At 42.4% G+C, this 12,459-nt stretch carries 13 protein-coding genes; 1 reads left to right on the top strand and 12 read right to left on the bottom strand.

Features of this window, described 5'->3' with window-relative positions; translation table 11 throughout:
* Positions 1-185: 185 nt before the first annotated feature.
* The 11 genes from radA to WAZ74_RS12045 form a co-directional block, all read right to left on the bottom strand.
* Positions 186-1,631 (bottom strand): DNA repair protein RadA, encoded by a 1,446-nt coding sequence (radA, locus tag WAZ74_RS12095; protein WP_422308553.1) that lies wholly within the window; start codon positions 1,629-1,631, stop codon positions 186-188.
* Between the two features lie 398 nt (positions 1,632-2,029).
* Positions 2,030-2,809: an LPS export ABC transporter ATP-binding protein gene (lptB, locus tag WAZ74_RS12090; protein WP_422308552.1), complete on the bottom strand. Its 780-nt coding sequence runs from the start codon at positions 2,807-2,809 to the stop codon at positions 2,030-2,032.
* Positions 2,810-2,913: 104 nt separating this feature from the next.
* On the bottom strand, positions 2,914-3,396 hold the full coding sequence (lptA, locus tag WAZ74_RS12085) for a lipopolysaccharide transport periplasmic protein LptA (RefSeq protein ID WP_422308556.1): 483 nt from the start codon (positions 3,394-3,396) through the stop codon (positions 2,914-2,916).
* A gap of 277 nt (positions 3,397-3,673) precedes the next feature.
* Entirely contained in the window at positions 3,674-4,255 is a 582-nt protein-coding gene (gene lptC, locus WAZ74_RS12080) for an LPS export ABC transporter periplasmic protein LptC (protein WP_422308551.1), read from the bottom strand.
* The gene (locus WAZ74_RS12075) at positions 4,252-4,818 is read right to left on the bottom strand and encodes a KdsC family phosphatase (protein ID WP_422308550.1); all 567 of its coding nucleotides are present in this window, start codon (positions 4,816-4,818) and stop codon (positions 4,252-4,254) included. The genes lptC and WAZ74_RS12075 overlap by 4 nt, the downstream gene beginning before the upstream one ends.
* 38 nt (positions 4,819-4,856) lie before the next feature.
* The gene (locus WAZ74_RS12070) at positions 4,857-5,849 is read right to left on the bottom strand and encodes a KpsF/GutQ family sugar-phosphate isomerase (RefSeq protein ID WP_422308549.1); all 993 of its coding nucleotides are present in this window, start codon (positions 5,847-5,849) and stop codon (positions 4,857-4,859) included.
* 264 nt (positions 5,850-6,113) lie between these two features.
* Positions 6,114-6,683, bottom strand: coding sequence for an RNA chaperone Hfq (gene hfq, locus WAZ74_RS12065; protein WP_422308548.1), 570 nt, complete (start codon positions 6,681-6,683; stop codon positions 6,114-6,116).
* Positions 6,684-7,123: 440 nt separating this feature from the next.
* On the bottom strand, positions 7,124-8,338 hold the full coding sequence (gene miaA, locus WAZ74_RS12060) for a tRNA (adenosine(37)-N6)-dimethylallyltransferase MiaA (RefSeq protein WP_422308547.1): 1,215 nt from the start codon (positions 8,336-8,338) through the stop codon (positions 7,124-7,126).
* 97 nt (positions 8,339-8,435) lie between these two features.
* Entirely contained in the window at positions 8,436-10,277 is a 1,842-nt protein-coding gene (mutL, locus tag WAZ74_RS12055) for a DNA mismatch repair endonuclease MutL (RefSeq protein ID WP_422308546.1), read from the bottom strand.
* Between the two features lie 99 nt (positions 10,278-10,376).
* Entirely contained in the window at positions 10,377-10,889 is a 513-nt protein-coding gene (gene tsaE, locus WAZ74_RS12050) for a tRNA (adenosine(37)-N6)-threonylcarbamoyltransferase complex ATPase subunit type 1 TsaE (protein ID WP_422308545.1), read from the bottom strand.
* Between the two features lie 37 nt (positions 10,890-10,926).
* The gene (locus WAZ74_RS12045; RefSeq protein WP_422308544.1) at positions 10,927-11,526 is read right to left on the bottom strand and encodes a 6-pyruvoyl trahydropterin synthase family protein; all 600 of its coding nucleotides are present in this window, start codon (positions 11,524-11,526) and stop codon (positions 10,927-10,929) included.
* Between the two features lie 419 nt (positions 11,527-11,945).
* On the opposite strand from WAZ74_RS12045, the gene WAZ74_RS12040 reads away from it, so the two are divergent.
* A complete protein-coding gene (locus tag WAZ74_RS12040; RefSeq protein WP_020443648.1) occupies positions 11,946-12,068 on the top strand; it encodes a hypothetical protein in 123 nt (40 codons plus the stop codon).
* A 56-nt stretch (positions 12,069-12,124) separates the two neighbouring features.
* Here the strand turns inward: WAZ74_RS12040 and WAZ74_RS12035 are convergent, their stop codons facing one another.
* Entirely contained in the window at positions 12,125-12,457 is a 333-nt protein-coding gene (locus WAZ74_RS12035) for a YnfA family protein (protein ID WP_422308543.1), read from the bottom strand.
* Positions 12,458-12,459 lie beyond the last annotated feature (2 nt).

The raw sequence follows: 12,459 nt of genomic DNA, 5'->3' as shown, positions 1-12,459 counted from the left end.
TCTGCTTGTTTTAGAATGTTGACGATCTGGTTGTCGCTAAAGCGGGTCTTTTTCATAAGAATCTCCTGCTGGTAGTTTAGCAGCTACTCTCTATTTCTAGGTGTTCTTATTTTTAGGGGGGATTACCATAGTTCAAACAATTACAGCTCAGAAAACTACAGTTCAAACAATTACAGCTCAGAAAACTACAGTTCAAATGCGCTTTCAATAGCATCATCGAGACGCTCTACCGCAATGATATTAATACCTTTAAATTGTGGTGAATCTTTGGCAGGAGCATTGCCTTTAGGAATAATGGCATGTTTAAAACCATGCTTCATGGCTTCTTTTAGACGTTCTTGCCCATTGGGTACAGGACGAATTTCACCAGAAAGACCCACTTCGCCAAACACTGCGAGTGAGGATGGTAATGCTTTTTCTCTAATACTTGATGCACAAGCTAATAATACCGCCAAATCAGAACCTGTCTCTATCACTTTAACACCGCCTACCACGTTGACGTAGACATCTTGTCCACTGGTATGGATGCCCCCATGGCGATGCATCACTGCCAGCAGCATAGATAAGCGCTGAAAGTCTAATCCTAATGCCATACGTCTTGGTGAGCCTTGAGAGTCATCAACCAAGGCTTGAACTTCAACCAATAACGGTCTGGTACCTTCACGGCTAACCATGACCACAGAACCAGCCACAGGCTTGTCATAGCGGCTTAAGAATATTGCCGATGGATTGGCGACTTCTTTCAGTCCCATATCCGTCATACCAAAAATCCCTAACTCATTCACTGCACCGAAGCGATTTTTTACCGCCCGTATCATTCGAAAACGCGAATCAGACTGTCCTTCAAAATACAAAACCGTATCTACCATATGCTCAAGCACTCGTGGACCTGCCAGCGTACCTTCCTTGGTCACATGCCCCACTAGAAATAGCGCCGTACCTGTCTGTTTAGCATAGCGAGTCAAAATTGCAGCAGATTCTCGAATCTGACTGACCCCGCCTGGCGCAGAATTGATAGCATCGGTATAAATGGTCTGGATAGAGTCAATAATAGCTATTGCAGGTTGCTCTTGCGTTAATGCTGCACAGATAGTCTCAACATTGGTTTCAGCCAGCACACGCAATCTGTCAGCAGGCAAGTCCAAGCGCTTCGCACGCATGGCAACCTGTGCCAATGACTCCTCACCGGTCACATACAGTGCACTCCCTGCCAGTGAGTCAGCTTTTGCCATATTGGTCGCGGTTTGCAACAGAATGGTCGACTTACCAATACCAGGATCACCGCCTATCAGTACCACTGAACCGGCAACCAATCCGCCACCCAGTACTCGGTCGAACTCACTGATACCCGTCGGTAAGCGCGTATCTAAACCTACGCTTACCGCATTGAGCGGCATGACGCCACTGTGCGTCCCTGAATAGTTTCCCGCAGTTGCACCAGTACTACCTACATTACGAGGCACTGCACGACCAACATTGGGCTTTGCTGTACTCTTATTATGATGTGGCATACTGACGTTTGGTGCTTCAATTAAGGTGTTCCATTCGCCACAATCGCTACATTGCCCTGCCCACTTACCAAAATGGGCGCCGCAAGCTTGACAGACATAACTGGTTTTATTTTTTGCCATAACGTATGAGCCTTATTCAGGTATTCAAGCAACAGTGATAAAATGATAAATAGAAGATGACGTTGTTATGAGCGTTAATTTTAGAGTGATTTTAAGATAAACAAGCCGCTGCTATTATAAAAAGCGGTGTTTTATAGAAGGGATAGCGCTATATTTAGTCCTAAATAAAAGAAATACAAAGGTTATAAAGTGCTACTGGTATCAATTTTTCTTGTTTGCTGTGCCTACGCAGACAGAGGCTGCGAATAATTAATCCCAGTAGCACTGTATTCTTTTAAAAGTGGATCTACTATATCAATAATAGTAATTAAAATATAAGATAAATAACGGTAGCTGGCTAAGAGCTTGTTCTAAAAAACCTTATACTAGTGTTAGTGAAAAACAGATAACAAGCTAATTTATACTTGAAAGTCTTTACCTAAATAAACAGACTTAACCAATTCATTCTCTAAGACTTCTTGCGACGTACCCTCAGCAATGATAGCACCCTCTGAGACGATATATGCTTTTTCACAAATCGCCAAGGTATCACGGACATTATGATCAGTGATTAAGACGCCAATACCGCGGTTTTTTAACGCTAAGATAACCTCTTTGATATCACCAACAGAGATAGGATCTACACCGGCAAAAGGCTCATCTAATAAGATAAATTTAGGATCGGCTGCCAAAGCGCGGGCAATTTCACAGCGACGACGCTCACCGCCTGATACGCTCATGCCCAGAGACTTTCGCACATGTGCTAAATGGAAGTCACTAATTAATTTTTCAAGCTCTTGCCGCTGCTCGCTAGCGCTCAGCTCTTTACGAGTTTGCAGAATAGCTAAAATATTATCTTCAATAGACAATTTACGAAAAATAGACGCTTCTTGCGGCAAATAGCCAATACCCGCACGAGCACGCTCATGCATGGCATATTTAGATAAATCCATGTTCCCTAAGGTCACACGGCCTTTGTCCATATTGACAAGTCCTACGACCATATAAAAGCTGGTCGTCTTACCTGCACCGTTTGGACCCAATAACCCTACGACCTGACCTTGCTCAACAGAGAATGAGACGTCTTTAACAACCCAGCGTTTGCCGTAGCGCTTGCCTAAATTTTGCATCGACAAACGAGCGACAGGCTCAGAATTATTAGCGAACGTTACAGGCTCATTATTTTTATTATCACTCATAACTTACTCATGACTTACTTATAGTGTGGCAACATTCAAGTATTGATACTAATCACTTAGATGTCTGGTCGTTTTTTATGTCGTTGCTTAACTGATGATGTGGCTTAGCGTATGCTGCTTTGACTAGTGCCGTTATTGGGCGGGAAAACCAGCTCTACTCGCTGATTGCCACCAGCAGTTGCTTCTACATCACCTGCTTTTAGGCTATAACGAATGACATTACCCGCAAAACTGGCACCGTTTTGTACCAATTTAGCATTGCCCGTTAGGGTAACAATACCGCTAACAGCATTATAGTCAATCTTATTAGCCTGACCTTTCGCGACGCCTTTTTCTTGCGTGACAACTTGCTGCATGGTCGCTGGACGTCCAGTCGCTACTGCCGAGTTGATACTGCGACCCTGTGATAGATTGACCGTGATATTGTCGGCCGTCATCTTAAACGTACCTTGGGTAATAACCACAGTGCCAGAGTAACTGGTAATACCGCTACGCTCACTATAAGTAGCTTTATCTGCCAACAGCTTGATTGGCTGGTTCGCATCTGATGGTAATGCATGGCTATATAATGGCAGTGCTACAAGCATCAACAGTGGCAACGTACGCAGTCCGCACGATAATTGAATAGAGCGAGTCGATAGCAAGCGTAAAGTAGGCAAAAAATTAGGTTTCATAAAATCACTCGTTTTAGAATAGGTAGTAGAGTTTGCAAACTTCCTGCTAGATGCTGTGCTAAATATATTTTTATACCGCATTATAGGGAAATGCTTAAAATAATGTAATTACTAACATAGTAGCTATTAACACGATAATTATTAACACCGTAATTATTAGTATGGTGCAATTATTAAAATAAGGCGCTGGTTAAAATAAAGCTTTGTCTTGACGTTCGGCTGGCGTAAAAGAGACTGCCACTTGACCAAATTCATATTCCCCTGTTTCAAGATTGGCTTTCATACTTGATGCCTCAAACCGGTTCATACCTTGTTCAACTTTGACCACTTCATTACTATAGACCTGACCCGACTTAGTATTGCCTTTCAATGTGGCTCCGGTCACTTTAATAGGTTCGATCTCAGAGTTGCCTTTACCTTCGCTGACTAAAGAAAAGCCACCAGATAAGCTCAGCTCTCCTGTCTGCTGACTGATAGCAGCACTACCTGCTTCGATACGATAACGCTGCTCATCTGAAGGCTCCCAATTCATGGTAATGCCTTTCATCTCATCTTTATCGGTGACCGGATTATGAGTCAATGATTCAGCACTGAGCTCGTACTCTGTTTCGCCTTTTTCATTTGTCTGTACCGCCTTAATGTCTGTCGCTTCATAATCCATATCAGACGTTTCAATATTTACTGGCGGCTTTATCTCTCCCTGCTGCTTAAAAAACCAACCGGCAAGACCAGCTATGATCAATGCAATGACTATTAAAACACGAGTATTCACGACAAGTTATCCTGAGTTTTTGCTTCATCAAGCGTATAGTGGGCGATGAAGTCTTGGTAATGTCCATGACCCTTTAAAATCAGATCACATACCTCACGTACTGCACCTGTACCGCCGGCGCGAGTCGTGACCATATCACTGCGATTGATGACCTCTGCATGGGCGTTGGGCACGGTGGCAGCAAATCCTACCGTTTGCATCGCTTTGATATCGGGTAAATCATCACCCATATAAGCGCAATCAGCAGCCGTGATATTGAGAGCAGGGTCAATGCTTGCTAGCAGCTCATTCAAAGCGACTAGCTTATCATCACGACCTTGTACGACATAGTTCACACCCATCTCAGTGGCGCGTTTATCTACCATCGGACTGCTACGACCGGTAATAATTGCTGTTAAAATACCATAGCGTGCCAATGATTTAACGCCCACGCCATCATGTACTGAAAAAGCTTTGGTTTCGATACCATTGGCGTCATAGATAATTTGACCGTTTGACAAAATACCATCTACGTCCATGACCAATAGCTTTACTTGTCCGGCTTTTTTTATTAAGTCTTGCATCAGTTATCTCTTATTAAAGGCTTTTTTTAATATAACACTTACTTTACACCGGCTTGTAATAAATCATGTACCGTAATAACGGCTTCTAGACACTGCTCATCATCGATAATCAGCAGCTGACTGATCGCATTTTCATTCATCACACTTAGCGCATCTGAGGCGCGCATGGTTCTACTGATTCGGCGCGGATTACTCACCATCAGCTCGCGCATCGGTGTTTGTAAATCAATGCCTTTTTCTAGACCTCGTCTTAAGTCACCATCTGTAAATATACCAACAACCTTTTTATCATCATCAGTGACAACGGTCATGCCTAAACGCCCAGCAGACATAATAAAAAGTGCTTCTTGTAATGGCGCTTGCTGATTGATAAGCGGCAAGTCTTCTGACTTGGTATGCATCAAATCTTCTACTCGCGTCAGCAGCTGGCGTCCTAATGCGCCAGCAGGATGCGATAAAGCAAAATCTTCTGAAGTAAAATTACGGGCATGTACCAAGGCAACTGCCAATGCATCGCCTAACGCTAAGGTAGCCGTGGTACTTGAAGTCGGTGCAAGGTTAAGCGGACAAGCCTCTTGCGACTTACCAAGTGTCAGTATGATATCGGCTGCATGAGGTAGCATACCGCGCTTATCTCGACTGATACTAATCAGGGGAATATTTAGGTGTTTGACCACTGGTAATAACATCTTAATCTCATCTGACTCCCCAGAGTTGGAGATGGCGAGCAGGACGTCGCCTTTTACCAACATGCCTAGGTCGCCATGCCCTGCTTCACCCGGATGCATAAAAAACGCTGGTGTACCAGTAGAAGCAAATGTTGCGGCTATTTTACGCCCAATCAGCCCCGACTTACCCATACCTGTGACGACCACTCGACCCTGACAGGCTAAAATAATATCGCAAGCCTGTGCAAACCTATCATCGATCTGCTCTACTAGTAATGCTAGTGCCGCCTTCTCAGTATTAATAGCGTCGATAGCGGTACCAATGAATTGCTCATGGGTTAGATTGCGTTCGGGATTATTCATACAGTGGCTCTATATTCAGTGGCGCTATATTCAGTAGCTCTACATTTAATGGCGGTATATTGACGATAAATCAAACCAGCATTTTACTATACTATCGCTAATATTAATAACACAACCTAGGACTATAGCCATAGCTGTATCATAGATAAATTGCTATATATTTATCTATACAAAAAAACCCACTATGATAGTAGTAGGTCTTCATGCGATATATCATGTCTTATTGATATGGTTTTTCATAAATCAGCTAGCAAGCATCGCTACTTATTGATTGCTATCATCAGAATCATCGGTTGGTTTATTGTCGAAATCCGCATTCTCTGAAGGTGCCTCAAAACCACGATCTTGACCAAAACCACCACGCTCAAAACCGCGCTCCTGACTTTGACCAAAGCTACCGCGCTCGAAACCACGATCTTGACCTTGGCTAAAGCCACCACGGTTGAAGCCGCTACGATTGGCAAAGCCACGTTCTTCAAAACCGCCACCAGCAGCAGGGGCAGGATTGCTGCCACGCTCAAAGCCACTACCACTGCTTATACCACTGGCACTGCTCATACTGCTACCCTGATAACCAACTGGCGCAGCACTTTGGCTTTGCGTACCAGTAGCTGGCGTTGTGCTACTTCTAGGGTTACGAGCTGGTACTACCGTCGAAATAGCGTGTTTATATACCATTTGGCTCACTGTGTTTTTAAGCAGTACTACATATTGATCAAAAGATTCTATTTGACCTTGTAACTTGATGCCATTCACTAAAAAAATAGAAACGGGTATGCGATCTTTGCGCAGCGAATTCAAGAACGGATCTTGTAAAGTTTGTCCTTTTGACATGAAATCTCTCCTAAATATTATATAATTATTGTTAATGCCAATTATTTTAAGTGTTGCTTTAATTATAATGGCTAAAGGCAGATACAGTAGTAAGTTTTATTTATAAAACGTATCTAAATAAGCACTAATGCTTGTTAAGTAATTCTACTTTATCGTGAATACGCTATTAGTGTAATAAATTAAGTAACCAGTTGTTGCATGAGTTACCTGAATAACCAAATGGTCGTTAATAGTAACTGAAAAGTAGCTGTCAACTACAAGGCTTACTACTCTAATTAACTAAAATTATAACAGTTATGTACATTATACTTTGAAACTAATTGTCATTACCTTCGTATTTCTATACGGCATTATTTGTAAGAAATCAATAGTACCATGCGGTTTCTTGCTAATTTAAAGCAAAAATAATTTAAAATATTAATATAGAGCCTTGATATTAATCAATAATATAAATACTCTCGCGCCTGTTCCATGGTGGTGAAAGCGTCTACCCTCATCTTACCATTTATAGAGCTACCAACATCATAAGGTGTAGCGGTTGTCGTTGATTGTGCTGTCGAAACGTCAGACAATTGCACCAGTTTTCGCAGCCAAGTGTACTGACGCTTTGCTAGCTGCCTTGTCGCATATAATGCCTTATTTTGCATTTGCTGACAAGCAAGTGCCTCAGTCTGACTATAAGACATTAATAGATGCGACTGGCTTTGAGGCTGAGTAATAGTATGTTGAATCGTTATATCTTGTTTTGCTTTCTCAGTAATTAATGCTGCAGATTCACCAAAAGCCTCATAGAACTGTGCTTTATTCAGATGTGATTGCTCGAACACTGAATGCTTAATATGTACCAGATATTCTAATACTTGTCGATAGCCAACGCAGCGCATCGATGCCAAGTTGGGTGTCAAAGGATAACGCTCCAGCAAGCCAATCACCTCATTAACCAATCCTTCAGCCCACATGATATCTAGACGCTGCCCGATACGCTCATGCAGCCATAGACGATCAGGCATCACCGCCAATCCATGCCACTGCTGTTTTGGATTATGGGCTAATGCTTTCTTGGGCTGACGCTGCCAGTCACTGATTGGAATATCTGTTTGCAAGTAGACTTCAACGGCGCGGGTAATACGCTGAGTGTCAGTGGCATTGAGGCGTTGATGGCTAATAGCATCAACTTTGCCCAAGTAATCGTATAGCGCAGCAAGTCCTTCATCTTGTCGCCACTGCTCTACGCGCGCGCGAACGCCCGTATCACTATCAGGCACAGGAGATAACCCATCAAGTAGCGCCATGTAATACATCATGGTACCGCCTACCAACAATGGTATCTTGCCATTTTGATGGCATTTATCAATCAGACGTGCGACATCATTCACAAACTCAGCGACACTATAGCTTTGCATGGGATCAATGATATCAACTAAATGATGCGGATAACGCGCCAGCTCGCTAGTCGTTGGTTTCGCTGTACCGATACTCATGTCACGATAAATCAACGCTGAATCTACTGAAATTAGATCATAACGTCCGGTGTCATAAAGCTCATAAGCCAAAGCCGTCTTACCACTTGCCGTTGGTGCCATCAAGCACACCACGCTATTATCCGCTAACTTGGGACTTACGCTAGAAAGCAAGCTATCAGACGAAAGGTGCATAGGGTTACCTTTATTGATTTTATTATTAATAATTGCGCTTTGAGTGACTAAAACAGCTATTAGCTATATTTGCAAAGTAAATTTTTTCAGCATCCAGTTATTCTGCTATAGATGATAACATCAATCCCACTAATCGATTGCTGTCTATGTTCTTGATAGCATATGTAGTCAGTAATTCTTCAATATCTGCTATAAATACTAGCAAATCTTGTGCAGACATTTGCGCACTAAGTATCGCTAGCTGCTGATTAATATCAGCAGCGCTATTCGATGTTTTATCTTTCTTAAATATATCGTTGTTAAATATGTTCTTATTGAGTACAGTGCTGCTCAATAAATATGGCTCAAATAACAAACTCATCTTTGGCAGCCAATCCTCTGCATTAATCAATAAGAACTTACTTTGATGATAAAACAATAACCAAGGCAACGTCTGACCCTTACTATGTTCGATGACAGAAGAGTCAGCTGCTAAACTATTGAGGCTGGTAATAATATCTAAGCAAATGGGTAAAGGTTTAACTTCTTCAGATGAGTTATTTAAAGCATGAACGCTGTCAGTTGCATCTGCCCTTAAAATATTAGTACTCTGATTTGGAGATTCATTAATATAAGGTTCTGATGCGTTTTCAGACAATGAATTTCTTTCAGACAGCTGATATGACTGTTTAGGAGCTTGTACTTGCCTTTTTTGCGTTAAGTTACTGCTAAACGATGTCTCGTGCAATGAGTTATCGAATGATTTGCTTGTAGAAATATTACTGTTATCTACTTTATTGTTAGCCACTTGTTCATATTGCTGGCTAGCACTCTCTTTCGCATGAACTGTGACGGCTTTCAGCTTTGAGTGAATCGCATGGTTTAAATGCGCCATGATATTATTAAGTGGGCTAATTTTAATACGCTGTTTGGATGGGTGGACATTGATATTAAGCCATTGAGTGGGCAGCTCAAAATAAAGCGCGTAGCCAATGCTTGCAAACTGTGCACTTTGAGCCAGTTGGCGGAGTTGATTACTAATTAAAGCTTCTTTTATCAATCTACCATTCACGTAGATTAGTTTTGGCAAGCTATGCTGCGCATCATTGCTAGGCCATAACCAACCGCTGATACTAGGCTGTTTATCAGCGTTCTCATTATCAGCGTATCCATTATTAACACTGTTATCAGAAAGATAAGCGTTAGGCTGCTGCATCAGGCTCGATAAATCAACCGCCACCTCAATCGACTGCTCTGTTAGCGAAACGCCAGTCGCTTGCTCAAGACGGGATAATGGCAGGCGACTCGTATGATCATGACCACTTCTAGCGTTTACAGTTAATGACAGCCGCTTTTTATTATCATGAAAAAGCGTCAATGCCACATCGGCGCGCGCCAATGCTACCTCACGGACAATCGTTTCAATATGATTAAACTCGGTCGCGATAGACTTTAAATTACCGCGGCGTGCTGGCACATTAAAATATAAATCTTTGACTGTAATTGTCGTACCGCGATGATGTACGACCGGTATTAGCTTTGGTGTATCGTCCAGCACACCAGCGACCTGCAACTGACGACCAATACCACTGTTATCATGGCTACTGGTTAAGGTTAAACGTGATACGGCAGCCGTTGCTGCCAATGCTTCACCCCGAAAACCCAAGGTCGTAATACCATGCAAGTTAGCCACATCAGCAACTTTACTGGTTGCATGACGAGTAATCGCCATCACCATATCATCGGGATGAATGCCAATACCATTATCAATGACCTCTATCAGCCCCATACCGCCTTGAGTAATATGTATCTCAATATCCTTGGCATAAGCATCAATCGCATTTTCAAGCAGCTCTTTGACCACAGCGGCTGGACGTGTCACAACCTCGCCCGCTGCTAATTGATTAATAAGCAGCGGCGACAGTTTTTTGATGCGGGTATTAGAATGATTATCAGGCATTATTATAGACACAGTTATCGGGCATGATTATAGTTATGCTTATCTGGCGTTAATGAATTGCATATTTTCAAAGTATGAGAGGTTTGCATTTGGCTTGACCTAGATTTTTATTGCTGACAAATCCAATCCTTGCGCTTGTCCTACTCTCGATAATCGCAGCTCAATTTGACGGTATTCATCACCATTATTATTGTTATCAACTTGAGTCATATCAATAAACAGGGTCGGTGGCGGTAGATAGCCATCTGCACGGCTCGCCCATTCAATAATAACCAGCGCGTTAGGTTCGTCTAAATACTCATCAAAACCAATAAATGACAACTCTTCTGGATCTTGCAGACGATACAAATCGGCATGATAGACGGGTTTGGTTGTACCGTCATCTTGCTGAATACTATAAGGCTCGACTAAGGTATAAGTTGGACTTTTCACCGCTCCCTTGTGCCCTAGCGCCTGTAACCAATAGCGAGTCAGTGTGGTTTTACCTGCCCCTAAATCACCCGCTAGCCACACGCTACCTGTCAATGGCAAAGCAGCCAATTGTTCAGCCAAACGCTGCGTATCTTCTTCAGAGCGCAGTATCAAGGTTTGCAGGTATTTATTATCTGTCATGGAGTTCTTATTTATAAAGTTACCATTATGCATCGGCTTAATCTGCCTGTACTTGCATGGTTACCGATGGATTAATAAAGCTCTCACCGCGAATCAGCTTTGCATAGAGCTCAGAATCATTCCATTCCGTACAAACTTGCTTGCTAAATTCAAAGTCCTCTAAAACCAGCTTACCCATTTGTTCATTGGCCACATCATCAGCAAAACACTGCGCGTAACCCGTTGCGGTTTCGTGGGCTATCACTGAGTAAACGCTGACATCAGCCTCACCATTTTGCATTTGGGTTTGCTGTAGAATCTCTTGCGCCCAAAAGAAGATAACGCGTGAGAACTGCTCTGCCGATGGTGATACGGGCAGACTTATCCAGCGTGCACTGAACTTCTTGCAGGCAGCGATATATTCAGGATCATCTTTACTCCAAAAACAGATAGCATGATCGAAGCTGTCGATAATGTCTTTAATAGAGGATTTTAATAAACCAAAATCGTAGACCATCTGTCCGTGGTCTAGACGTTTAGCCTCAAGAATCAATTCAATCTGATAGCTGTGACCATGGATCGAGTGTTTGCAGCGTTCAGAGCTACAGTTACGCACAATATGAGCGTTTTCAAATTTAAACAGTTTACGGATACGCATAATAATCAACCAAAATAGTAAGCACCATTGTGCTAAATATTAATATAATAAAAGTTTGCCGCCGCTACTTATCAGCTTATTGCCCATTATAGCAAATAGCCGTGTATCCGTAAGTAAGCACTTATCAATACTCATATTGATTGAATGAATGAGATAGGCGCAGCTACAGGTAAAAGTGTTAGATAAGATAGATTTGATACAAATATGCAGTTAAATAAGAAAAGATAATGTAGTAAACACTCGCTAGGAAAATGACTAAGCTGAATCGTAGGCGAATTGTGCAAGCGCTATCTATTACCTAGGCTTAGAGCTATACTCATTCCAGTACGCAGCGTCTGCGTCAAATGTATCAATATAGCATGTAGCTCAGTATAATCTGGCTTAACATACTTTATGTGTTACCTAAAAAGGAAAGAGACATGAGCAAAGGTCAAGACAGTAAGAAAAATGTAAAAAAGAAGCCGCTGTTAACGGCAAAAGAGAAGAAAGCGGCGAAACAATCAAAGAAAGATGATAATGGCAGTATCTTAGGTAAACATTAATAGTCAGCGCATCAATATGCTAATCTAACCCAATGGTTTGATTAGCATTTTTTTAACTAGGCACTGCGCGGCGCAAACATGATAATCGCCATTCCTGGCAATGCCACAGCAGAACCCAATATATCCCAAGTGGTCGGCCTGATACCATTCACTGTCCACAACCATAAAATCGCCATCGAGATATAAACCCCGCCATAAGCAGCATAGACTCTACCCGCAGCCGTTGGGTGTAATGACAATAGCCATACGAAAGCCACTAGACTCAATGCACCAGGTACGAGTAGCCAAATTGACTTGCCCTCTCGCAGCCACAGATAAGGCAGATAGCAACCCGCAATTTCAGCCAGCGCTGTAATCGCAAAGAGCCCCACTGTTTTTAATTCAGACAAAA

Origin of the sequence: Psychrobacter sp. (genome assembly GCF_049295055.1) — a bacterium.
Classification (GTDB): domain Bacteria; phylum Pseudomonadota; class Gammaproteobacteria; order Pseudomonadales; family Moraxellaceae; genus Psychrobacter.
This window is presented reverse-complemented; position numbering and strand designations above follow the sequence as displayed.